Source organism: Acinetobacter sp. Z1 (assembly GCF_024296945.1).
Classification (GTDB): Bacteria; Pseudomonadota; Gammaproteobacteria; order Pseudomonadales; family Moraxellaceae; genus Acinetobacter; species Acinetobacter beijerinckii.
The window spans coordinates 1,006,257-1,031,283 of record NZ_CP101115.1 but is presented as its reverse complement, the minus strand read 5'-3'; the positions used below and the strand labels follow the sequence as shown (position 1 = coordinate 1,031,283).

Annotated in this window: 22 protein-coding genes and 3 tRNA genes; 8 read left to right on the top strand and 17 right to left on the bottom strand. The window is 37.4% G+C overall.

Annotation, left to right across the window (positions count from 1 at the left end; genetic code table 11):
- The first annotated feature begins 316 nt into the window (after positions 1-316).
- On the top strand, positions 317-2,146 hold the full coding sequence (locus tag NGC85_RS04770) for a phosphoenolpyruvate carboxykinase (GTP) (protein ID WP_254805012.1): 1,830 nt from the start codon (positions 317-319) through the stop codon (positions 2,144-2,146).
- Between the two features lie 487 nt (positions 2,147-2,633).
- Positions 2,634-3,026, top strand: coding sequence for a pentapeptide repeat-containing protein (locus NGC85_RS04765; RefSeq protein WP_254805011.1), 393 nt, complete (start codon positions 2,634-2,636; stop codon positions 3,024-3,026).
- 583 nt (positions 3,027-3,609) lie between these two features.
- On the opposite strand, the gene glpD is transcribed toward NGC85_RS04765, so the two are convergent.
- The 3 genes from glpD to glpK all read right to left on the bottom strand — a co-directional run bounded on the left by glpD (position 3,610) and on the right by glpK (position 7,713).
- Positions 3,610-5,130 (bottom strand): glycerol-3-phosphate dehydrogenase, encoded by a 1,521-nt coding sequence (gene glpD / locus NGC85_RS04760; RefSeq protein WP_254805010.1) that lies wholly within the window; start codon positions 5,128-5,130, stop codon positions 3,610-3,612.
- 258 nt (positions 5,131-5,388) lie between these two features.
- Positions 5,389-6,147 (bottom strand): DeoR family transcriptional regulator, encoded by a 759-nt coding sequence (locus NGC85_RS04755; protein WP_254805009.1) that lies wholly within the window; start codon positions 6,145-6,147, stop codon positions 5,389-5,391.
- Between the two features lie 51 nt (positions 6,148-6,198).
- Positions 6,199-7,713, bottom strand: a complete 1,515-nt coding sequence (gene glpK, locus NGC85_RS04750; protein ID WP_254805008.1) for a glycerol kinase GlpK — start codon at positions 7,711-7,713, stop codon at positions 6,199-6,201.
- A 261-nt stretch (positions 7,714-7,974) separates the two neighbouring features.
- On the opposite strand from glpK, the gene NGC85_RS04745 reads away from it, so the two are divergent.
- The gene (locus NGC85_RS04745; RefSeq protein ID WP_005055195.1) at positions 7,975-8,397 is read left to right on the top strand and encodes a hypothetical protein; all 423 of its coding nucleotides are present in this window, start codon (positions 7,975-7,977) and stop codon (positions 8,395-8,397) included.
- Positions 8,398-8,456: 59 nt separating this feature from the next.
- Here the strand turns inward: NGC85_RS04745 and NGC85_RS04740 are convergent, their stop codons facing one another.
- The 3 genes from NGC85_RS04740 to folD all read right to left on the bottom strand — a co-directional run bounded on the left by NGC85_RS04740 (position 8,457) and on the right by folD (position 10,464).
- Positions 8,457-8,741 (bottom strand): GNAT family N-acetyltransferase, encoded by a 285-nt coding sequence (locus NGC85_RS04740; protein WP_005055196.1) that lies wholly within the window; start codon positions 8,739-8,741, stop codon positions 8,457-8,459.
- Between the two features lie 152 nt (positions 8,742-8,893).
- Positions 8,894-9,562: a methyltransferase gene (locus NGC85_RS04735; protein ID WP_005055197.1), complete on the bottom strand. Its 669-nt coding sequence runs from the start codon at positions 9,560-9,562 to the stop codon at positions 8,894-8,896.
- 53 nt (positions 9,563-9,615) lie between these two features.
- Positions 9,616-10,464 (bottom strand): bifunctional methylenetetrahydrofolate dehydrogenase/methenyltetrahydrofolate cyclohydrolase FolD, encoded by an 849-nt coding sequence (gene folD, locus NGC85_RS04730; protein ID WP_005055198.1) that lies wholly within the window; start codon positions 10,462-10,464, stop codon positions 9,616-9,618.
- 152 nt (positions 10,465-10,616) lie between these two features.
- Between folD and NGC85_RS04725 the strand changes: the two genes are divergently transcribed.
- Positions 10,617-10,690, top strand: a tRNA-Cys gene (locus NGC85_RS04725).
- An 8-nt stretch (positions 10,691-10,698) separates the two neighbouring features.
- A tRNA-Leu gene (locus tag NGC85_RS04720) sits at positions 10,699-10,784 on the top strand.
- 155 nt (positions 10,785-10,939) lie between these two features.
- On the opposite strand, the gene NGC85_RS04715 is transcribed toward NGC85_RS04720, so the two are convergent.
- Entirely contained in the window at positions 10,940-12,739 is a 1,800-nt protein-coding gene (locus tag NGC85_RS04715; RefSeq protein ID WP_254805007.1) for an alkaline phosphatase, read from the bottom strand.
- 211 nt (positions 12,740-12,950) lie between these two features.
- Here NGC85_RS04715 and NGC85_RS04710 point away from each other — a divergent pair.
- A tRNA-Leu gene (locus tag NGC85_RS04710) sits at positions 12,951-13,036 on the top strand.
- Between the two features lie 141 nt (positions 13,037-13,177).
- Here NGC85_RS04710 and pgaD read toward each other — a convergent pair.
- The 7 genes from pgaD to NGC85_RS04675 all read right to left on the bottom strand — a co-directional run bounded on the left by pgaD (position 13,178) and on the right by NGC85_RS04675 (position 19,901).
- A complete protein-coding gene (pgaD, locus tag NGC85_RS04705; protein ID WP_254805006.1) occupies positions 13,178-13,594 on the bottom strand; it encodes a poly-beta-1,6-N-acetyl-D-glucosamine biosynthesis protein PgaD in 417 nt (138 codons plus the stop codon).
- Positions 13,595-13,626: 32 nt separating this feature from the next.
- The gene (gene pgaC, locus NGC85_RS04700; RefSeq protein WP_254805549.1) at positions 13,627-14,883 is read right to left on the bottom strand and encodes a poly-beta-1,6-N-acetyl-D-glucosamine synthase; all 1,257 of its coding nucleotides are present in this window, start codon (positions 14,881-14,883) and stop codon (positions 13,627-13,629) included.
- Positions 14,884-14,896: 13 nt separating this feature from the next.
- Positions 14,897-16,894, bottom strand: coding sequence for a poly-beta-1,6-N-acetyl-D-glucosamine N-deacetylase PgaB (gene pgaB / locus NGC85_RS04695; protein WP_254805005.1), 1,998 nt, complete (start codon positions 16,892-16,894; stop codon positions 14,897-14,899).
- 238 nt (positions 16,895-17,132) lie between these two features.
- A complete protein-coding gene (locus NGC85_RS04690; protein ID WP_005055208.1) occupies positions 17,133-17,528 on the bottom strand; it encodes a hypothetical protein in 396 nt (131 codons plus the stop codon).
- 390 nt (positions 17,529-17,918) lie between these two features.
- Complete coding sequence (locus tag NGC85_RS04685) at positions 17,919-18,260, bottom strand: FKBP-type peptidyl-prolyl cis-trans isomerase (protein ID WP_005055210.1); 342 nt, start codon at positions 18,258-18,260, stop codon at positions 17,919-17,921.
- A 32-nt stretch (positions 18,261-18,292) separates the two neighbouring features.
- On the bottom strand, positions 18,293-18,823 hold the full coding sequence (locus tag NGC85_RS04680; protein WP_005062938.1) for a YaeQ family protein: 531 nt from the start codon (positions 18,821-18,823) through the stop codon (positions 18,293-18,295).
- Between the two features lie 73 nt (positions 18,824-18,896).
- Positions 18,897-19,901: a GTP-binding protein gene (locus NGC85_RS04675; protein ID WP_254805004.1), complete on the bottom strand. Its 1,005-nt coding sequence runs from the start codon at positions 19,899-19,901 to the stop codon at positions 18,897-18,899.
- Positions 19,902-20,384: 483 nt separating this feature from the next.
- On the opposite strand from NGC85_RS04675, the gene NGC85_RS04670 reads away from it, so the two are divergent.
- The gene (locus tag NGC85_RS04670) at positions 20,385-20,585 is read left to right on the top strand and encodes a hypothetical protein (protein WP_034711238.1); all 201 of its coding nucleotides are present in this window, start codon (positions 20,385-20,387) and stop codon (positions 20,583-20,585) included.
- Between the two features lie 134 nt (positions 20,586-20,719).
- Here the strand turns inward: NGC85_RS04670 and NGC85_RS04665 are convergent, their stop codons facing one another.
- From NGC85_RS04665 to NGC85_RS04655, 3 genes are all read right to left on the bottom strand, one after another.
- The gene (locus NGC85_RS04665; RefSeq protein WP_005055217.1) at positions 20,720-21,238 is read right to left on the bottom strand and encodes an acyl-CoA thioesterase; all 519 of its coding nucleotides are present in this window, start codon (positions 21,236-21,238) and stop codon (positions 20,720-20,722) included.
- A gap of 212 nt (positions 21,239-21,450) precedes the next feature.
- Positions 21,451-22,077: a MarC family protein gene (locus NGC85_RS04660; protein WP_254805003.1), complete on the bottom strand. Its 627-nt coding sequence runs from the start codon at positions 22,075-22,077 to the stop codon at positions 21,451-21,453.
- 412 nt (positions 22,078-22,489) lie between these two features.
- Complete coding sequence (locus NGC85_RS04655) at positions 22,490-23,905, bottom strand: aspartate ammonia-lyase (RefSeq protein ID WP_005055222.1); 1,416 nt, start codon at positions 23,903-23,905, stop codon at positions 22,490-22,492.
- 135 nt (positions 23,906-24,040) lie between these two features.
- Here NGC85_RS04655 and NGC85_RS04650 point away from each other — a divergent pair, with 135 nt between their 5' ends.
- On the top strand, positions 24,041-24,928 hold the full coding sequence (locus NGC85_RS04650; RefSeq protein ID WP_254805002.1) for a LysR family transcriptional regulator: 888 nt from the start codon (positions 24,041-24,043) through the stop codon (positions 24,926-24,928).
- Positions 24,929-25,027 lie beyond the last annotated feature (99 nt).

Here is a 25,027-nt window from a genome sequence, read left to right as displayed (position 1 = left end):
GATAATCATTATTCAATTTATCAATAATTATTCTCAAGAAAATATAATTTATCAAACCATTGTTTTTAATTAAGATTTTTAATAAAAATAACACATATAAAAAAAACATATACACTTAAACCACCATCTCAACTAACGTAAAAACAATGACTTAATATCAAATATACATTTTTTCATTAATAATGAATAACATACTATAGTCTTATTTTTTTCACGATTTTATGCTTTAATACAGCCACTTTTTTTACTCCATCTATTTTCATTGTCATCCAATGAATAGAACTGTACGTCGTACACACTTTAAAAAGGCATCACCATGACCCAAGTGAACGCACCAGAATTCGTTCGTCACCCTAAGCTTATTGCATGGGTGGAAGAAATTGCAAAATTAACCAAACCAGCAAAAATCGAATGGTGTGACGGAAGCGAAGAAGAATATCAACGTCTTATGGACTTGATGATCGCTAACGGCACCATGCAAAAACTTAACCAAGAAAAACATCCTGGTTCTTATCTTGCAAATTCTGATCCTTCTGACGTTGCTCGTGTTGAAGACCGTACGTATATCTGCTCGCAAAATGAAGAAGATGCTGGCGCAACAAACAATTGGGTTGCTCCTGCAGAAATGCGCGAAAAATTAAATGGATTATTTGACGGTGCGATGGAAGGCCGTACCATGTATGTGGTTCCCTTCTCGATGGGTCCTTTAGGAAGCCACATTGCTCACATCGGTATCGAGTTAACAGATTCACCTTACGTTGCCGTTAGCATGACTAAAATGGCACGTATGGGTAAAGCAGTTTATGACGTGTTAGGTACAGATGGTGAGTTTATCCCATGCGTACACACTGTTGCTGCTCCGTTAAAAGATGGTCAAAAAGATGTTGCTTGGCCATGTAACAACGAAAAATATATCGTTCACTATCCAGAAACTCGTGAAATCTGGTCTTATGGTTCTGGTTACGGCGGTAATGCTTTACTTGGTAAAAAGTGCCTAGCATTACGTATTGCTTCTGCAATGGGTCGTGAGCAAGGCTGGTTAGCTGAACACATGCTTATTTTAGGCGTGACCAATCCGCAAGGTGAAAAACACTACATCGCAGCTGCATTTCCTTCTGCTTGTGGTAAAACCAACTTTGCAATGTTGATTCCACCAGCTGGCTATGAAGGCTGGAAGATTGAGACTGTAGGTGACGATATTGCTTGGATCAAACCAGGTGAAGATGGTCGCTTATATGCAATCAACCCAGAAGCTGGTTTCTTCGGTGTTGCACCTGGTACAAATACCAAAACCAACCCGAACTGTATCGCAACGATGCATAAAGATGTTATCTATACCAACGTTGCAGTGACTAAAGACGGCGAAGTATGGTGGGAAGGTCTAACTAAAGAAGTTCCAGCTGACTTGATCACTTGGAAAGGCCAACCATACGTCGAAGGCGAAAAAGCAGCGCATCCAAACTCGCGCTTTACTGTTTCTGCGGGTCAATGCCCTTCGATTGATGCCGACTGGGAAAATCCAGCGGGTGTACCAATCTCTGCATTTATCTTCGGCGGTCGTCGTGCAGACACAGTGCCTTTAGTCTCTGAAGCATTTGACTGGGTTGATGGCGTTTATAAAGCTGCAACCATGGGTTCTGAAACAACTGCTGCGGCTGTTGGTCAACAAGGTATCGTTCGTCGCGACCCATTCGCAATGCTTCCATTTGCTGGTTATAACATGGCTGATTACTTCGGTCACTGGTTACAACTAGGTAAAGAGGTTGGTGCGAAAGCTGAAGCTGCTGGTAACAAATTACCAAAAATCTTCAACGTAAACTGGTTCCGTCGTGATGCTGAAGGCAACTTCGTATGGCCTGGTTTTGGTCAAAACATGCGTGTTCTTGAATGGATCATTGATCGTTGTGAAGGCCGTGCTGAAGCGACTGAAACACCAATCGGTTATGTTCCAACTTACGAACAGTTAAATTGGAATGGTATTGATTTCTCTAAAGAGCAATTCAACACTGTTACAGCTCAAGACAAAGATCAATGGATCAAAGAACTTGAAAGCCACACTGAGTTATTCACTAAACTTGGTGCTCGCTTACCTCAAGCACTTAAAGATCGTCAAAATGAATTATTAGCAGCTGTTAAATCTGCTTAATTTCTTTCACATCCCTCTTTAAATAGGGATTCAGAGAGAATAAAAAGGTCGCTTAGGCGGCCTTTTTATTTAGCGGATTCAATAACGATGTGCTGCACATTTATCAGTAGTTACTAGAGCAATTGTGCTGTAAAACTCAACAACTGAACCAGCGAAACACCACAAACCATCAACGTAGTGACATGCTAGAAAATCGAAGATTTTGGTTTCATCACGACTAGAGATATCTTAAACAATACACTTATTCAATCTTATAACTCATATGCTTATAACGGATATGCCGCCTAACTAAATCAAGTAATTTAGGCTAATGAACTGATATTTTATTATCCTTGTTATTTTTATTATTTGTTGATAGTTTTAAGGTCAAATAAATCAATTATTTTTATTTCATTTTAATAAATCAGGTGTCTTATGCAGCAAGTTTTAGCATCTAATGTGTCACTTCTGCCGCATAGGAATAGTTAGGCAACAGGACTCCAGCTTCGTGCACGCAAAACCAAAAGACTATCGACCACCCCAAAGTAGAGATGAACTTGAACGACGATATGCCGCCGGAGAGAGAAAGTTCCCGGATACTGAACTGAGCGACACCGATCTGTCTGGCATCAGGCTAGATGACGCCGACTTTGAGAAGCATTCGTGGTTCTTCAACGCCAACCTTTCGGGTGCAAGCTTACGAGGTACGAGCTTTCGCGAGTGCAACGTCAAATGCGCTGACTTTTCAAATGCCGATCTGAGTGGAGCCAGCTTTGAACTCGCCGCGATCGAATCGATAAAAACAGATGGTGCTGTACTAAAAGAGGTCAAAGTTAAAGGCGCAACGTTTTATGGCTGTGAACTCACCGCAGATGACGAATTGCCGTCATGGAAGTGGTAAATCAAGGCCCGCTTGTTCTCATCCGCTGTTCCTTCTTGCACCAACCTAATTGGTCGTTCAACAGGGACATCATGCTTCGCATCGCCCCCCGTTAACTTGGGCGTTTTCACTATTGGTTGAAAACTATAAATTCGACTTTAGGGATTATGATGAAAGATATAGCAGTGTTGAAAGTTCATTTGTAGATAAAAAAAATGCTGCACAAAAAATCAAGATTTTGATCTTCTGTATGAAATAAATAGAGAGGAGAGAAAGTTTACAGACCCTCAGAAAAACCTAAAATCTCTAGCACAGTTCCTAAATAAGCTTATGCTTGTAAAGCTTGTTGCACGAATAGAAAACATGGTTGTAAATTTATTTTAGTACTTAACTAAAATTCTTCAGCACTCAGAATATAAGAAGGAATACTTTTCCGAGGAAGTTAATTTCTCAGATAGTTTTGAAGCTGCTAGTAAAATTAATGAAATGACAACATTCACATCCTCACTACACCTCCATTACTACTTAACCTGAGTTCATCGAACTCAGGTTATTTAGATAAAGGTTTTTTAAAGACAAGGTTTGATACTGCTATACGATTTTTTCAAGCAGCAACCGTGCTATCTGGTTTATTTGCTAAATACACATCTAAGCTTTCGATTTCGCTTGGCGCAAAATTAAGACCTAGCTTTGAACGTCTCCATAAAATATCTTGGCTGCTCATTACCCACTCAAAGCGGCATAAATATTCTACTTCTTTAGCATACAAACCTTGCCCAAAATACTGACCCAACTGCTCAACCGAAGTTGTCTCACCCAAGATATTCCAAATACGTGAACCATAAGCAGATGCCCAACGTTTTGCCAAAGCCTCAGATGCATCGGTGATTTGGGCACGAATCTCATTCGCCAACTGTTCAGTTGTTACCATGTTTTCACCACCGGGTAATGCCTCTGTTGCTGTCCAACTGCCTTTCATTTCAGGGAAGAACGCTTTTAACTGCTGCATTGCAGATTCTGCCAACTTACGATAAGTCGTTAATTTTCCGCCAAACACAGACAGTAACGGCGCTTGATCGTCAGCATCTTGTGATAACGATAAAGTATAGTCACGGGTAATTGCTGATGGATTATCCGACTCATCATCACACAATGGACGTACACCTGCAAAAGTCCAAACAATATCGCTCTGCGTTAATTGGTTTTTGAAGTGTGCATTACTGACTTCAATCAAATAATCAATCTCTTCCTGCGTAATTTTCACTTGTGCAGGATCACCTTGATATTCGCGATCCGTGGTTCCAATCATGGTGTACTGATCCAAATATGGAATCGCGAATACAATACGACGATCATCATTCTGCATGATAAATGCTTTATCACCTTCGTAAAGCTTCGGCACAATGATATGACTACCTTGAATCAACCGTATGCCATATGGTGATTTAAGCTGTAAATCTTGCTTAATGAATTGCGCAACCCAAGGACCTGCGGCATTGACTAAAGCTTTGGCTTTAATCTGAAATTGACCTTTTTCATTTTCTAGATCAACAATCCAATACTGCCCTTCACGTTGTGCAGATAGGCAACGGGTATGCGTCATAATATCAGCACCTTTTTCACGCGCATGCATTGCATTTAATACAACTAAACGAGAGTCATCCACTGCACAGTCTGAATATTCAAAACCACGCGTAATCGCAGAATTTAACGGACTATCTTCTTTAAAATGAACGTTATTGGAACCTAATAATTTTTCACGTTTGCCCAAATGGTCATAAAAGAATAATCCTGTACGAATCAACCACGCTGGGCGTAAGTGCGGACGATGCGGCATGATAAAACGCATTGGTCGAATAATGTGTGGTGCTTTCGCCAACAATACTTCACGCTCAGCCAATGCTTCACGTACCAAACGAAATTCTTTATGTTCAAGATAGCGCAAACCACCGTGAATCAACTTACTGCTTGCAGAAGATGTATGACTCGCTAAATCATCTTTTTCACACAAGAATACAGATAAACCACGACCTGAAGCATCTGCCGCGATACCTACGCCGTTGATACCACCGCCAATGACAGCAAGGTCATAAATTTTTTCATTTGATTGAGGAGAAGTTTGCATAGAGCACCGCAAATTTTCAATAATGTTCATTATTGAAAATTAAAACATAATAAATGAAAATAAACAATTAAAAAATGATCAATAAAATGCCAAATAATAGGCATTATTAGAAAATTGAAAATATGTTTTTAAACACACTTAACAGAAATAAAGACAAGGAATAGAGCTGATTTAATAGAATTTTTAGAATGATGAGAAATATTTCTTGAGCCAATCAAATTAACTCAAGAAATTTAAAGATTTTTCGAAAATGAATATTTATTTTGCAATAATCAAACCAACATCTAGGTCTCGAATGGTTTTCATAAATTCATCACTGGGTTGCTGATCAGTAAAAATACAATCCACTTGTTTCAACGAACCTAAACGAATCATCGCATTACGACCAAACTTACTACAGTCAGCAGCGAGAAATACTTGTCTAGCACTAGAAATGATTTCTTGAGACACACAAACTTCTTGAAAATCAAAATCTAGCAAGGTGCCATCTTCTTCAATCCCACTAATCCCCATCAAGGCGTAATCAGCTTTAAATTGCTTAAAGAAATCCGCAGTTGCCTGACCAATCACACCACCATCTGGACGAACACGCCCACTGGCAATTAATACTTCAAAGTCTTCTTTAGTACTGAGGATTTTCGCAACATTAAGATTATTGGTAATAATTTTTAAACCAGTATGATTCAGCAATGCATGTGCAATTGCTTCGGTTGTCGTACCAATATTAATAAATAAAGAAGCATGATCAGGAACAGCCGCTGCCACAGCAGCAGCAATTGTTCTTTTTTCTTCCAACATATAGCCAACGCGCATCGTATATTCAGTGTTTTCAACTGTGGAATCATGCGCTGCACCGCCATGATAGCGACGTAATAACCCATCATCAGCAAGCTGATTAATATCACGGCGAATCGTTTGCGGTGTAACATCAAAATATTGAGCAAGTTCTTCAATACTAATATAGCCACGCTCTCTTACCAATTCGAGGGTTTTTTGTTGGCGTAGTATCAAGCTCATGCTCATTTATCCTATGTTATGTTAGACCATACTAATTTGACGTATTTTAACTCAATCTTCGGCCCAATCACGAGTACGTCCGACAGCTTTTAGCCAACCTTTGTAAAGTTTTTCAGTCTCAGACTGACTGCACTCTGGCGTAAAGGTATGTTCAATAGTCATTCGACTTTTCAACTCATTTAAATCAGACCAGAAACCAACCGCTAAGCCAGCAAGAAATGCAGCTCCCATACCTGTGGTTTCCTTCATAGCAGGACGTTCCACTGAAGTACCCAAAATATCAGCTTGAAATTGCATTAAGAAATTATTGGCAGTTACACCGCCGTCAACACGTAAGGTACGTAATTTCTCACCTGAATCTTGCTGCATTGCATCCAAAACATCACGCGTTTGGTAAGCAATCGATTCAAGTGTTGCGCGAATGATATGTTCGATACTTACGCCACGTGTAATGCCGAGAATCGCGCCACGCGCTGTTGGATCCCAATAAGGTGCACCCAATCCCGTAAATGCAGGAACGACATAAACACCATTACTGTCTTTTACTTTCGTTGCATAGTATTCAGAATCATGAGAATCATTGATCGCTTTCAGTTCGTCTCGCAACCATTGCACACAGGAACCGCCATTAAATACAGCCCCTTCTAATGCATAATTGACTTCACCTTTTGCACCGCAAGCAATTGTGGTCAATAATCCATGATCAGATTGAACAATTTTCTCACCTGTATTCATAAGCAAGAAACAGCCTGTTCCATAGGTATTTTTTGCTTGACCTACTTCTACACACATTTGTCCAAAAAGCGCTGCTTGCTGATCCCCTGCAATCCCTGCAATTGGAATACCCACTTCTTGCCCGCTAATAGTATGTGTATGACCGTAAACTTCAGATGAACTTCTCACCTCTGGCAGCATTGCTTTAGGAATGTTTAGAGCCTCAAGCAATTTATCATCCCATTCTAATGTTTCAATGTTAAATAACATGGTACGCGAAGCATTAGTATAATCAGTGACATGGGCTTGACCGTTGGTGAGTTTCCAAATAAGCCATGTATCAATTGTACCGAAAAGCAGTTCCCCACGTTCTGCACGTTCACGACTACCTTCTACACGGTCAAGAATCCACTTAATCTTGGTCGCAGAAAAATACGGATCAATCACCAAGCCTGTTACTTTACGAACATAGTCTTGCCAACCGTCTTGACGAAGTTGATTACAAATTTCATTGCTTTGACGACTCTGCCAAACAATTGCATTGTAAATAGGTTTGCCCGTTTGTTTATCCCAGATTACCGTTGTTTCGCGTTGGTTGGTAATACCAATTGCTGCAATTTGATCACTGGAGATACTTGCTTGCGCCAGAGCTTCAACCCAAACAGCACTTTGAGTCGCCCAGATTTCCATCGGGTCATGCTCGACCCAACCTGGTTGCGGGTAGATTTGCGTAAATTCACGCTGAGCAATAGTGATAACATTCGCATCGTGATCCAACACGATTGCACGTGAACTCGTTGTACCTTGGTCAAATGCAACCACATATTTTTTTTGACTATCTGTAGAGATCATGACACACCTATCCAGACTTGCTTTATCTATAATGCAATAACTTAAACGCCCGTTAAAAAACGGGCTTCAATGTCGCAATAAAGCAATGACTTCTGTATTAAATAAAAAACTTGGCAGATTATATGCAAAATTGTTCGAAAACGAAAATTCTTTCTTATCATTTGAATCTAAAATCGATGAATAGCTGATGTATTAAAGATTCAACACAATAAAAATCGAAATTTATGCGATACTAAAAACAGAAATAATAGGACCATTGATATGAAAAAAACCAATTTATTCGTTATTGTAAGCGGCGCTCTTGTTCTTGCTGCATGTCAAAGTAACCCACATCAATATAATGGTACAACTGGGTACCAAATTGAAAATAAATCGGCTTCTTCTGCAACACTAGCCTATACGCTTGCGGCACGTGGCAATAGTGATATTGATGAAAAAAAATTACAACATGCATGCCAACAGGTTTTAGGTATGCAAAAAAGTTATAAAATTTCAGTTTTAAGTGTAAATGAAATTATGAACCCCACAAAACAAGAGCAATATGGGGTAAAACTTGGCAATAGTCGTGCTACTTTTGGTCTTTCAAACTCGCCAGCATTGAACAACAGTGAAGGTTACGCAACACGAGACGCACTCGAAGCACGCCCAACCACATTAAAAGTAGTGCGTTATACCTGCTCTTAATGATTTAAAATAATTTTTATAAAAAAGGAGGTATACGCATGTTGTATACATCCTTTATTTTATACTTTTAAAACATCGCGAATTGAAGAATCTTTATCAAATACAGACTTTGCAAAAGGACATAATGGGATCACTTTTACCCCACGTTCCCGAACAAAAACAACCAAAGCATCTAATAATTGACGACCAATGCCTTGACCACGATATGCTTCATTTACATCGGTGTGATCAATAATCAACATGGCATCGCCTGCCCATGTATATGCCATTTCACCCGCTAATGAATCATTATCTAAAAGTTTAAAAACACCGTGTTTACCATCATCAACTTGTTGAATGCTCATCTAAAATCCTTAAATTCAAATCATCAATTAAAAGAAATATTTATCTATCAATCACTATTTCAACAACTGTTTTAACATGATCTTCAAAGATGCTTTGTTAAAATTTATATGGATCGAAATGTAATTTCGATCCTTTTCCGACTTAGATAAGATTATTTTGTTCGATAAAAACTGACATTTCTAAATTCTTTGGACTCATCTAAATCAGGCCAAGTAGTTGCACTTCTTTCATCTATTTTCAAATATTGAGGATGACTAAAGTTTTTAACACGACTATCAGCAACCCAAACTTCTGGTGCGAATTTTAGAAACTCATCCAAGAAGAAGCGATTACATTGATCGTAAAGTACATCGGCAGCCAGTAAGACATCGACTTGCTCTGATTTATACAAATCATCTAAATATTCAAGCTCTACATTATTTAATAAAGCATTTTCACGACATGATTCCAAACTAATCTGATCAATGTCACAGCAAATGACTCGTTTTGCACCTGCCATTTTTGCAGCAATTGCAACCACGCCAGAGCCAGCACCAAAATCTAAAACCACTTTACCTTTCACATGATGTGGTTCTGCCAGTAACCATTGTGCCATCGCCAAACCTGATGCCCAACAAAAGATCCAATACGGCGTTTCATTCCAAATACGACGGATGACTTCATCATCTAAACGATCAGTCGGAAAAACAGGCGGAATGAGCCACAATGAAATTGGAGTTTCAGGCAGTTGCTGAGCCAGTAATTCTGTGTTTGGAATAACGTCATGTAGGGCTTTAAGCAATTGTTCAGGTGCTTTCGCAAATTGAAATGTACAACTCATATTTCTTTAATTCTTAAAAAACCCCTCTATTCAGAAGGGCTTAAAGTGGATATTTAACCTAAGGCTTTTTCAGCGGCTTCTACAGTTTGGCGAATTAAAGTCGTAATCGTCATCGGCCCCACACCACCTGGAACGGGAGTATAAGCAGATGCGATTTCTTCAATACCCACTAATTGAATATCACCTACACCACCGCCATCACGTGGATGGAAACCAGCATCAACCACAACAGCACCTAGTTTAATCCAATCTTTCTGAATTAATTCAGCTTTACCAACTGCACCGACAATAATATCGGCTTGCTTCACTAACTCAGAAAGGTTTTGAGTACGTGAGTGGCAAATAGTCACGGTTGCATTGGCTTGCAATAACATCATTGCCATTGGTTTGCCCAAAATAGCTGAGCGACCAACAACTACCGCATGTTTACCTGCGATTTCGATCTTGTTTTCTTTTAAAATCGTCATGATGCCTGCTGGAGTTGCAGAACCGTAAGCAGACTCACCCATTGCCATACGACCAAAACCAAGACAAGTTACACCATCAACATCTTTTTCTAAAGAAATCGCATCAAAACACGCTCTTTCATCAATTTGTTCAGGCACTGGATGTTGCAGCAAAATACCGTGTACATCAGGATTTGCATTTAATTTTTCAATTTCAGCCAATAATTGTTCTGTGGTCGTTTCTTTCGGCAGTTCAACTTTTAATGAATCCATTCCGACACGACGGCAAGCATTACCTTTCATACGTACATAAGTTGCAGATGCACCATCATCACCAACCAAGATTGTTGCTAAAATTGGGGTACGCCCCGATTTTGTTTTTAATGCTTCTACACGTACTAACAAATCAGCTTCGATTTGTGTTGCCAATGCACGACCGTCTAAAACCAATGCCACAGCGCATCTCCAAAGTGGGTATCAATCAATTGGGTAAATAATACATGATAATTTGAGCAATATTCTTTTAGATGTTGTTTTTATGTGCATATTCGCTAGAAACACTATTGTTTTTTTTCTAAAGATTGCTAATATGTGCATCACCAAGAGATGGCGGGGTGGCAGAGTGGTCATGCAGCGGACTGCAACTCCGTGTACGCCGGTTCGATTCCGACCTCCGCCTCCATTGGTAAAGCCCGAGTGGTGAAATCGGTAGACACAGGGGATTTAAAATCCCCCGCCCACAAAGCGTGCCAGTTCGAGTCTGGCCTCGGGCACCATTTTTCAGCTAATGAAATATGGTGCAAATAAAAATCCAGCGTAAGCTGGTTTTTTTATGTCTAAAATTTATAAAATCTCTGTTGCACTTCATTTGAGAATCTAAGAATATAAAAAAGCCAAGTCCTTTGACTTGGCTCCACACCACTTTTGAAACTTAAGCCACTTGCTGCCCTGCTTTCACTGGCAATAAATTTTTATCTAAACTCAATTGATGACCTCGCAATGTATCTATCGCATATTCAGGCTTTTTAATGGAATCGACAAATACCCATTGTGATTGGACTTGAGTTTCATCAAATTGGACAATTAAATATCCTCTTTGATTTAAATTGCAGTAACTCAACTCATCAATCAATGTCGTGAAGGCAAATTCAAACTGTTGTAACTGTGCTAGTGGAATATCTAAATACTTTTCCAAGCCCGGTGAAGATACTGAACTAGTTGCCAACTCAACACCAACAAATGCCCCATCCTTACTGTATAAATTGGATGACCATGCATTATGCGTATCCCCGGCCAACACCACCACTTTTTTCTTTAGCTGTGCCAAAGTTCCATATAAAATTTCACGCTCAGCAAAATAACCATCCCATGCATCCAAATTATAAGGTGCAACCGTTAGGACACGTGCTTTTTCTTGCAACGTTAAAGTTGGATCACCTTGTAATAACCGAAGTTTCAATTTTACTAATTCAGTGATTTGCACGTTCATCTTATTTAAAGTAGCTTCACTTGGATTCCCTGCGGTAATTTCAGCTAAAGCCTGTAACAACTCTGCAGGAACGAACATCTTGGTCATCAAAACTTGTTGACCCAAAACATCCCAAGTTGCATTTGAGCTTTGTATTACACCGATTATATTTTTCTCTTTATCCCCCAGTAACCATTCTCGTTGCGTTTGCCCTAAGATTGATCGAGCAGAATTGAACAGAGCTGCTTGAAATGCAACCGTGTCTAATTGTCCTGTCATTGGATTTATAAATTTTAAATAGTTCAACTGTTCATCACGCGCAATAATACGGGTATCCAACATCATTAAATTGACAAGCCCACCAAAGTTAAATTGTCGATAAATCTTAATATGTTGATTATCGACAGGGCGAATTGGCATCCACTCAAAATAAGCTTGTAAAGCTGCTAATTGTCTTTCTAAAAACTTACCTTCATTCTTTGCGTTTGGTGTTTCTTCTGTATGATTCTCAGCCCCTTCTCGCCACGCATCATTGGCTAACTCATGATCATCCCAAATCACAATAAATGGATGACGATGATGCAATGCCTGCAGATCTTTATCTTTACGATAGAGCGCATAACGCTTGCGATAATCATCTAGTTTGAGAATTTCTGTATTATTATCCGCTTCAAGTTTACGAACCGCTTCATCTTTTGCATAACCATCTGTGCCATACTCATAGATATAGTCACCCAAATGAATCACTACATCTACATTTTGCTTAGCCATCTCACGATACACATGGAAATAACCGACTGGATAATAAGAACATGAACATACCGCAAAACTGACTTTAGAAGTACTGGTTGGTAAGGTCTTAGTTTGCCCGATAGGTGAAATCTTATCGCCAAAAATAAAACGGTAAAAATAGCTTTGATTTGGTTTTAGCCCAGTTGCATCTACCTTTACAGTAAAATCTTGTGCTGCTGCAGTAATTACCTTGTTCGCATTAACAACTTGTTTGAATTGCTGATCTAAAGCAATTTCCCATGTCACTTGCAGACGTGCACTACTGTCATTGGGCGTCAAACGTGTCCACAAGATCACGCGATCCTGTAAAGGATCACCACTGGCAACCCCATGTTCAAAATTCACTTGTAATCTTGCTGTCTCTTGATCTGAACTGTCGTTACATCCTGTAAACCCCGCAGATAAAGATAATGCCCCGAAACCAAATAGACTTTTTTGAATAAGTTCCCGTCGTGAAATTTTTACTGTCATTTGAATAGCTACCTTAATTTTTCACTATAAATAAATGACTTAAATTAATTATCTAAGATGAAGCTTTAATCTCAGTTTGATGAAAGAATCATGAAATTTAAATGACAATGCTTATTTTTCATCAGATAAGCACATGAATTGATTGAAAAGAAAGCAAATAGTCAGTTTAGCTCTTGCCAAGTTTTAAAGTGTCCTCTATTATTGCGCACATGCCCGAGTGGTGAAATCGGTAGACACAGGGGATTTAAAATCCCCCGCCCACAAAGCGTGCCAGTTCGAGTCTGGCCTCGGGCACCATCTTTCAACTAATGAAATATGGTGCAAATAAAAATCCAGCATAAGCTGGTTTTTTTATGTCTGAAATTTAAGAGCAGATCATAAAAAATGCCTTAATCTTTAATTAAGGCATTTGATATTCTTGATTTGAAACAATAAGTTTTATTCTACGCGTATGATTTTACCATTCTCATCGTGATGTACGATACTCAGTTTTTGCTGACGACCTGTTTGAATCTCTTGCTCTGACAATTCAAAATAACGTGCATATTCTGGCAATGTCTTTTCAATGGCATGTTTTTTATGCACACGTTTTGCAGGTAATAATCCCCACAACAATAATGCAATCGCACACATAAATAATGCGACAACTCCACGCTCAATTCCATCACTAAATGCTGCCATCAATCGTTGAGCAATATGTGTTTTTTGTAACTCAATCAGCACCCAAACCAAAATAAATGGACGCCATAATAATAACCACCCCGCCCACATCATTGCTGTTGTTGTCGTAGAAAAATAACGTTTATGCCATGGGAGCTGGCGACGTAAATCTATAATCAAACTATTAGCTTTCATTTCTCTTACTCAGCAAAATGAATCTTAGCGATTCATCGGATTCCACGATCTGGACTAATCCAACGTGCGCGTTTTTCATCAGCGCGCAATAGCACTTTTGGAAAGGCGACGATTGTAGCAGTAATCGTAATCAACCAGAACACAAAGGGATACCATATCATCCAATAGTAGTTTTTCCCTAAGTTCGGTTCATAACGACTATCCATCCATTTGCTTAAAGCAAACTGAATTAAACAGGTCGCACCTAACAAAATTCCACTACCATATGGTAAAAATGGAGAGCTAACTATTGCGAATGTCGGTATGGTAAATAAGAAATGTAATAACCATATCACAGCCATAATCAACATGAGATACGACCAAACCAAGGTCAAACAAAGCTCAAACATCAAAGGCCATAAATAGTTAAGCTTCGGCTTAAAGAATACATCTATATTTTTAATTAAAACCTGCGCTCCCCCCATTGCCCATCGCAAACGTTGTTTCCATAAACCATTTAAGGTTTCTGGCATCAAAATCCAAACAAGCGCATTTGGCTCAAAATGCACATCCCAACCTGCACGTTGTAACTTCCAAGTAATGTCAATATCTTCGGTCAACATATTCGGTGACCAATAACCTACTTGATGAACTGCACTTTTACGAAATGCAGTAATTACCCCTGATACCGTGAATAAACGACCAAAAGTACGTTGAGCACGTTTGATCATACCAACAATAGAAGAAAACTCCCCTACTTGGATACGTCCCAATAAAGTCGAACGTGTACGAATACGCGGATTACCTGTCACAGCAGCCACCGTAGAATCCTCTAAGAAATGACGAATCATCCATTTTGCGGCATGTGGATCAAGCAACGCATCACCATCAATTCCGATTAGAAATTCTGCATCTGTCATCAGGCTACCAGCTTGCAAACCCATAGCTTTGCCTTGATTCTGCGCCAAATGCACTACACGCAATTTTTCATATTGCATTACCAAACGATCGAGCACTTCAGCAGTGTTGTCAGAACTACCATCATTAATCGCAATCACTTCAAAATTTGGGTAATCCAATTTAAGAGCATGGCTGATCGTTTCTTCTGCATTGTCCCCTTCATTAAAACAAGGCACCAATACCGCAACTTTAGGGTATTCAGTCAAACCCACTGGTTGTTGATAAGGAGGTTCCTTTCGCTCTTTCCAGTAAAAGATAATTGCTCCAACCATCCATAAGTACGACATAAATAATGGATAATAGAAAACAAATTTAATCGCAAAAGCCCATATCGAATTTATCAAACTGATCATAGTCATTCTTCTATGGCACTAATTGAGATGATTTTAATGCAAATGCCTTACGCATGGTTTCAACATCTGGATGAGCTTTGATTGGATCATCTGGATAGTAAGCAATATGCATTGCGCCCTGCTGATACAAAGACTTGATCGTAGATGCCATTTCTTCAGATGGAACTTTTTGATCATTTCTCCAATTGGTTGCTTGCAACTCCATGACTGTCTTTTTAATACCATTCGGATACTGTTTTATCCGATTCATAATATTTGTATAAAACTGATCTGGACGATCAACCTGCTCCATATATGGCATTGCCATAATTGCAGTAAAGTCGTATCGATTAAGAGATTGTTCCAACGATTGTGCATACCAGTTTTCGGCATAGGCATTTAAAGCCACTTGCGCATACAGATTTCGTGCAGTCATCAAATAAGGTTGATATTGACGCACCTCACCAGCCAGTTCCATTGCAAAATCATCTAAGTAATTAGTTTTATAAGCTGTCCATTTTTGCAAATAAGCATCATTATTTCTAATCTGTGCAAGATCAGTGGGTAAACCTTGCTTCGCATAAGCAGCTAGTGCTTGAGGACTTGCATCTTCGTAGTCAGATAAAGTCACATCATCATGGAACAATAGACCATCAAACGGTGTAGATTTGGCTAGATCTTGGTAGATTTCTTTAATCGTCTGTCGTGCTTCAGGTGAAAATGGGCTGAGACGGATGTAGCCCATATTTAAATGTTCACCTGCTTTTGCTTGTTGGGTTTGTACCAAGTCTTTTGCAGTCGGATCATTTTTAGGTAATTCCCAAGCCAACATCGGCATCCATGCATAAAGTCGTTGTACTGAAGTGCGAGTTTGTATCTGCCAAGCCACTCGATTAAATAAATCTGCACGCATTGGAATATGCCGATTTGGAAAATACACCATATCAGCCGACCCATTGGCATCAGGATCAGAAAAGGCTTGTAAATAAACAGTATTAATACCCATACCATTAATACGGTCTAAAAGATTACCTAAATTACGCTCTTCTTGTTGAGGATCAGGATCATAAATATAGTCTAAATCGACATGCATGATTTTTTGCGGCCGATTATTATCATTCAAATTTAATTCACGATTTTTAATCTCTTGTGCTAAAGCATTGGTTGACATATTACCTTGAATCAAAATACGACTCATATTTTGCAACGATTGCTTGGCATGGTCGGCACCATCATCAAGCGTAATGGTAATTGGCATACCAAATTGCTTGGATGCCTGCACCAACTGCATATTGTAGCGACCATAAGGCCAAACCATTACGCGTGGCGAACGCAAACCATGTGCTTTGAGCAGGTCATTATTATGTTTTAAATCTTGATAAATTCTTGTTTGATAATCTGTATCAGATTCATAAGTTTTGGTTTTAGGATCATAAATTCGAGTAATTGCAGCAGGCTCAGAATTACCTTGCGGATTGGCGTTCACGCCTTGATGTAAATGATAACTATGGCTTGCGATTTCAACTAAGCCACTACTTTGCATTTCCTTAAGTTCATTCCAACTTAAAATTTTATTTCGTGCAATTTCTTCTCCACCAAAATCTACTTTTTGATTCTCTTTCGGCTCTAACCAAGACCCGACTACAGCTAAAACAACTGGAATCTTTTTCGCACGAATAATTGGATATGCATTTTGATAAAATGATTGATAACCGTCATCAACCGTTAATAAAACAGGATTATTGGGTAATTTATATTTGCCTTGATGCGCTTTTAATAATTGATCTACATTAATAAAGTGATAACCATTCTTTTTTAACCAATCAATATGCTCACTAAATTGTTGCGAGGTGACAGCATAACTTGGGATGAGAGCATCTTTCCGATCAATGATTTCATGATATCCAATAACAGTTAACGTTGAAGCATCAATCTTGGGACTTGCTGCAAACGTTGCCATAGATGTCGCTACAGCGAATACAAGACCCAATAATTTTTTTATGGTCGGAGACACTAAACGTGATGACATGGAGATATCTTCTCAATATTTGAAAAATGTTGAAGACAAACTATCTATATTGATCTTTAAATTACAGAAATATAAAAGTTGATCAGTCCAACAGGATGTGCGGATTGTAGTTATAATTTTAGAAGCTGAAAACAAGCTTAAAAGTTTATTTTATGAAATATATATCAATATAAAATGAGCTTAAAACCATACAAAAAGCCCGATAAAATTATTATCGGGCCGCTATTTATTAAATAGATTAGTATTCAATAAGCTGGAAGTTAGGATGCTCAGCTAACTGTTGTAAATAATAACGCTCTTTTTGGTAGAAATATTTATACAAACGGTTTACCCATTCACCACGACGGAAAGTTTGAATTTTCTTATTCACACCATCGTATTCCAATAAAACAATATTTCCTTCTTCTGGTGACAATAGTGTAATGCGATAATCATGATGAGCATGCTGATGTGTAGGGCTAAGTTCTCTAACAATCTCAACCTTGTTATCCCCATCCATCCAATAATGCTTATCGATTAAGGCTTTTTCATTAACCCAGAAGCCTGTTTCTGTACCATCATACGTATCGATCAGGAAGAAATTATGTAACTCTTTTAATAACTCTGATGCGGTGATATCCAAATAATCATTCATACCTACCTCTACTCACTTAAATTTTTATTACCTGTTCAATATAAACAAACATTTTTTATAATTTACTTAACCATATTAGTGAGTTATATCAACGATATATGGTGTGTTAAAAAGCAATTTTCCCAAAAGTTAAATTCACATCACATTTTTTTCTAAAAAGTTGATTAAGAATACATTGCTCTTTTCATCAAAGATATACAGAACTTTCTATAGAATCAATGATTTTCGGAAGAATGCGCAAAAAAACAGATAAAAATAAAATCATTAAAATTCAATAATTTAAATCACTATAGAAAATATTGTTTGTATTGTTTTTGTACTGCCATTTTAGGGTTGCGATTTAATTAATAAAATCAATTAAATCGCTTATTATATAAATACTTAAACTGTTCATTCATCACGTGTTTTGACATCAAAAAGTTCGATCTCAAAAGTTAAATTGGCATTGGCTGGAATAATTTTTCCCATTTTGCGAGAACCATAAGCCAAATGTGCTGGTACAACCAATTTACGTTTGCCACCCACACGCATTCCCATGATGCCTTGATCCCAACCTTTAATGACTCGCCCAGTACCAATTACTGTTTCAAAATAATTGCCACGATCAATAGAAGAATCAAATTTAGTTCCGTCTTCTAACCAACCTGTATAGTGAGTCGTAATTAAAGCACCACGAACTGCTTCTTTACCCTCGCCCACTTTTAAATCAATAATTTCGAGTTCTGTACTCATATTTTCCTCTCTAATCTCTCTGCAAGATTTGATTATTGCAATTGTGTCCACTGAATGTCGATTTGACCTTTGTCACTTAACAAAGTCCATTCACCATCCATGATATTCAACTGTAATTGCATCGTGCGCTCACATAACTGTTCAAGCGCTTGAGTGGTTTGCGTGCTTAATTGCCAAACTTCAACGTTATTTAAAGTTTTAATTTTGGTATTTTTCTGCCACCAATCGACTGATTGAGAGCCATAAGTTACTACAGCTACTTTTTTGCAACGCGCACTTGCTTTTTTAACTTTATCTTCAGATGGACAACCAACTTCAATCCAGTTTTCCAAAAGACCTGTCAGATCTTTTTGCCATAAAGCTGGTTCATCCGTTTCAAATAAATCTTTAGTAAACTCTAAATGCTCATGAGCAAATCGTGCGTAAGCCAAAATGCGCACCATTAATCGTTCAATCGTTTCAGATGGATGTTGCGCCAAAGTCAATTGATAGTCTGCATAGATGTGTTCATCCATATTGGCAATATTTAAGTCTGCCTTATATATTGTTGCTTTTAACGCCATAAATCATGTCCTCAAATTTGGCGCTAAGCATACTCTATTTTACTATGCAGAATACGATGAATATTGCTCTTAGTTATGCAGTTTCATTGATTTTAGTTGCTAATAATTGTGCCTCAAATGTCGACCAGTCCTGCTGTGTTTGTACTATCACTTCAACGCGATTATCAATACTTTCTTCTGAAGACTTATAGTTAAACTGCTGAGGATTAAAATTAAAAGTTTTCCAACCTTGATCAGTATTGAATATCCCTTTAATTCGAACCCAATCTTTTTGCGAGCATAAAACATCTAACAAATCATAAAAGTTAAATTGCCATCGTTTTGGCAACTTCCAACCAGCCACAGTGTATCCTTGCGCAGTTTCAACATAATGATAGGGTAACTGTTTTATTTCAGCCTGCTGTTCAGCCATAGATTGTGTTTTTTGCAATTTTAGTAACGGTTGAATTTTTCGATTTAAAGGTTGTTGAATCACATCCAACTGCTCGATATGAACTAATCCATTTTCGGCTTCAATCCAAAACTGGACATACGCCTGATATTCTTCTTTTAAAGCGAAGAAAGCCTGATGATCAGCTTCAGTCATACAATCTATATGTGACAAAACCACAATTTGTGCAGCTTTAAGCTGATCTGTATATAAATTCTGCTGAACCCACGACTGATCATGTAAACGACTACCATCAATTACAATCACTAAAGCACGCATGCTCAAACTGCTTTGCCAATGAACTTCTGTTAATTGCTCAAGTAACTGAGTGGGATGACCTAAACCTGTTGGTTCAATAAATAAACGATCTGGTTTACTTTCAGTTAATAACCTTGAAAGCGCAATTTGCATCGGCAACTGGCTACTACAACAGAGACAACCACCTAATAACTCTTTAACGGCATAACCTTGTTGTTGCGTAATCAGTTGCTGATCTACTCCAATTTGCCCAAACTCATTCATTAAAACAGCCCAAACTTCATGCTCAGGTTTTTGCGTTAATAAATGTTGTAATAAAGTGGTTTTACCCGCACCTAAAAATCCTGAAATAATATGTGTGGGTACGGCTTGTTGAGCGAGGAGTTTCACTTCATTCTCATCATGAATTTTTCCTCATTTTATCGAGAATTCTTATAAAACAGGAAGAATTTTTAGCTCCACCCTAAAAACAAAAAGTATCACCATTTTATAAAAAAAAGATAAATACATCACAACATTAATCCATACTATTTATCAACTATTAATTTTTTATAGTTTTATTCAATAATAAAGAATTTTCTAATCTAATATTTGTGTTCTAAACACGTAAAGGAGATGCTCATTTTTTATTCAAAAAAACATATTTGCATACATTTAAAGTGGTATAAATATCCGTGGATATTACAAGGAAGCAACATTTTGCTGATTTTTATTTCATATTGTTAAGCTTGGCGTAAAAGATTGTTAAGGATATTGCTGTAAAAAAGTTTGGCACTTAGCATGAACCTCATGCCAAGACTTGGGATTTCGCAAAAGCGTCTGATCAAATATTTAGGCTGTAATCTTTTAAATTTAAATATGGATGCCAAACATATGAAACTTATCAAAACTCTATTAGCGACGACTCTTACTTTAGCTGCTGCAACAACTTTCGCTGCTTCAGGCCATGAAAAAACTCAACCAACTGAAGAGAAAGTCATTGTATCAACTCAAGAACAACCTGAAACTCAGGGTGCTGTAACGGATGCAACAGCAAGTGAAGCTGCTCCAGCATCAACACCAGCAACCAACTAAGCTGATCTTAGGGTTCCTCCAGAACTTTTAGAGCATCATTTGTAATGATTTAAAACGACTCATTTCAAATGTAAAAGATCGAACCATGCTGCGGTTCGATCTTTTTTAGAATAATCCTTATGACTACTAGCCCATCAAATTGTGGTTTTCTTAAAAATACTACATGAAGGTTGATGGACTTCTTGTAAACGCATTTCTTTACGCTGTTCAGCTGCTTCAAAACGACAACGTTTCCAATCTGTATCTAAATTTAACTTTGGGACTTCTTTCGGTTGACGCTGTTCATCGACAGCCACCATCGTAAAATAACAAGTGTTGGTATGGCGAATGGTTCGTTTCTGAATATTCTGTGCTTCGACACGAATACCCACTTCCATAGAAGTACGACCAACATGATTTACACTTGCTAAGAATGTAACAAGCTCACCTACATAGATCGGCTCTTTGAAATTCACTTTATCTACAGATAAAGTCACAACATAGCTACCCGAATAACGACTAGCACAAGCATAAGCAACTTGGTCTAGCAGCTTGAGAATTGCTCCACCGTGAACATTACCTGAAAAATTTGCCATATCAGGTGTCATTAAAACAGACATCGTCAGCTCTGCTTGATCATCTGTTACTTGGTTCAACTGATCTAATTGATACATGGATACAACTCATAGAAATGTAGCCAAAACATTATCGTTCATTCCCAACCATAAAAATACGTGTAAATGCATAAAACATCATCACCCATTTTTATGATTTGCCGATAATGATTTCAAATTGATTACAATTATGACATTTGTTGCTATTTGCTCTAAAAATCCAAGTAAATATTTATAATAAAAATATCTACATTTCTTCAAATTATAAAAAATTATTGACCAATATTTGCTGAAGCAATCAAGCCAACCACGCCATTCACAATCATATCAATTGCAATTGTACCGATCAGTAATGCCGATAATCGCCCGACGATATCAAAATAACGATCAATATACTTAGCATGTTTATAACGTAGGTGATCATGACCATATTTCATTAGAATCAAAATACTACAGGTTAATATAAGTGTAACTCCAATAACGGCAACAGCCCCAGTAAATGGCACACTGACACCTGTTACCACTGCTGCACTAATTGTTCCTGGTCCAATCATAAATGGCATGGCAATTGTTCCAGCTAAATGTTCTGGTGCACCACGCATTTCACCAATGGTTTCAGCACCCTGAAATACATAACGGTAACCAATCACCAAAAAGATTAAGCCGCCAAAAATTTGGAATGATTCAAAACGGACATTTAAGTAGCGACTAAAAATATTTTCTCCACCCCATGCAAAGAGAATGAAGACACCGAATGCAATGAGACAGCCTTGAATTAATGCTTTATTAAATATCTTTGCATCTGTATTACGGATCATTCCAACCATATATACACTCATTAGGAATGGATTCAATAATGAGAAAAACAATGCAAATGCATGAATATAAGGAGAAAACATAGATGTCTCTTTTAAAAAAAATTTAAATGGCGATGAAATGGACTCAAAAATTCTTGCGAATCCACATGAAATTTTTTCAGCAGAACATAACTTTGTGAATATTGTCGGTGTGACTTGGCTGAGCATGAAGCTTATTGATTGCAAATAAAGTATGATTCATAAGCATCACCTAAAATAATAAAAATCATATGATTGCTAATATTCTCACATATGCGTCTTTTTTTGTTTTTGTAGTCGTTGTATCTCGGTAGTATTGAAAATGTAAATTTCAAGTTATTGAAGCCTACTTTATTTTTTTAAGACATGGCATATAAAACTTTGCAATGATTAAGAAAGGCTTTTTTAATTGAAAACCAAGAAATACTTGATGGGTATTTCTTGGCTCAAGAACGCTTTAAATTTCAAACGAAACTTAAGCAGATTGCTTAGGATGTACCATATTTTTTACTGCAAGGATATCCGCTAATACTTGCTCAGAAATCAAGTTTTCAGCTTTAACTAAAGCAAGTACACCCTGACCTGTTTCATTGGCTAATTTAGCAATACGTGTGGTCGTTTCATAACCTAAATACGGGTTTAATGCGGTAATAATACCAATCGAGTTTTCAACTTGAGACTGACAAAGTTCAGCATTGGCACGAATTGTATCAATACACTTAAGCTGGAACATTTGCATCGCTTTACCTAACAACTCAATCGACTCAAATAATTTAAATGCAATTAAAGGTTCCATTGCATTCAACTGTAATTGTCCTGCTTCAGCTGCTAGAGTCACCGCTAGATCATTTGCAATCACTTGATAGCAAATTAAATTCATTGCTTCAGGAATCACAGGATTCACTTTTCCAGGCATAATTGAACTACCTGGTTGGCGTGGCTCTAAATAAATTTCACCTAATCCTGCACGTGGACCACTTGATAATAAACGTAGATCATTTGCAATTTTTGAAAGCTTCGTGGCCGTACGTTTTAAGAAACTAGATAGCAAAACAAAATCACCCATATCAGAGGTTGCTTCGATTAAATCAGGTGCGCTGCTGATCTTGCGTTGCGTGATTTCAGAAAGTGACTCAATCGCATATTCGCGATACTTCACTTCGGTATTAATCCCTGTCCCAATCGCAGTACCACCCAAATTTACTACGCTTAAAGCATCTGGCATGATTTGATTCAGTTTATTCAAATCACTTTGCAAAGTAGCAGCAAAAGCACCAAACTCTTGACCCAATGTCATCGGCACAGCATCTTGTAATTGAGTACGTCCCATTTTCAAAATATCAGAAAACTCTTCAGACTTGGCTTTAAAGCTTCCAATTAAGTTTGTGAACGGCGTATTCAGTTGTTCAATAGCAGAAATCAGTCCCACTTTAATGGCTGTCGGATATACATCATTGGTGGATTGAGACATATTGACATCATTGTTTGGATGTAAATATTGATATTCACCTTTGCTATGACCTAAATATTCTAAGCCAATATTTGCAACAACTTCATTGATATTCATATTCGTTGAAGTGCCTGCACCACCTTGAATCATATCAACCATAAATTGTTCATGATATTTATTATTCAAAATTTCCTGACAAGCATATTGAATTGCATTGTTTTTATTTTCATCAATTTTATTTAATTTAAAATTAGAATAGGCGCAAGCAGATTTAACTTTTGCTAGCGCTTTAACAAAATGAGGAAACTGGCTTAATTTACTTTGGCTTAAATTAAAATTCTCAATTGCTCTTAATGTTTGCACGCCATAATAGCAACTTTCAGGAATTTCTTTAAAACCCAATAAATCTTTTTCAGTGCGTGTATTAATCTTAATATTCATTTAAATATGCTCTATGTATCTATAATTTTATATTAGAGGACAGTCCGCTTTTTTTCTAATGTAAAAAAATATTACTACATGCATTTTTTGCATAATAGATTATAATAGTGTATGAGCATGCATTTAGGACGAGCTATGACCTTGGAAATTCGATGGATTGAAGATTTACTTGCATTAGAGCAAGAAAAATCAATCTCCCAAGCAGCAGAGATGCGCCATGTTACACAGTCTGCATTCTCTCGTAGAATTCAAAATATTGAAAATGCATTAGGCTTCCAAATCCTAAAACGGCATAGCAAAAACATAGACTTTACTGAAGCGGGTCAAATTCTTTTAGCTTCGGCAAAAAACATACAAAATCAACTTGATACAACTATAAATTATTTAGAAAAAAGTATTAAAAACAATGAGCTTACTGTTAAGTTTGCTGTATCTCATTCTCTAATTACACAGTTTTTCCCACGTTTTATTCATGATTTATCTAATACTTTAGAAGATCTAAAATTAGAAATCATTGCAGCAAATTTAAAACAAGGCATGCGTTTACTTACAGATGGCTCATGTGATTTTTTAATTTGCTACTGTGATGACAGCACCCTTCAACAGCTTGATCGTAGTCTTTTTATGTTCCATAAAATCGTCAAAATGGAAATTTTACCTGTGACTGCTGTGATGAATAATGTTCCCAAATATTCATTTGAACAACTTTTCCCACTATTATCTTATAGCAAGCAAGCTTATTTAAGGAAATGTGTCGATGAAGTAATTGAAAATAAGTTAAATTATCGAACTTTATATGAAACAGATAATGCAGGTGATCTAAAAGAATTAGTACTTCAAGGTTTAGGAATAGCTTGGTTACCCAAACTACTTGTGGAAAAAGAAATATTAGAAAACAAACTTAAAATTGTTGATCAAGAAAAATATAGTACATTCCAAGACGTATACATAATAAGAAGAGAAATCGTTCTATCAAAACGGATCAATTATATTTGGGATTTACTAACCTCTAAAAAACTGTAAATAAAAACCGATTTCCTAAAATAAAAATAACTACTGTACACGATAAAGTGATTATTTGATGATTCATCTGGATGCTAAGCCAAAAGAATAATCAAATAA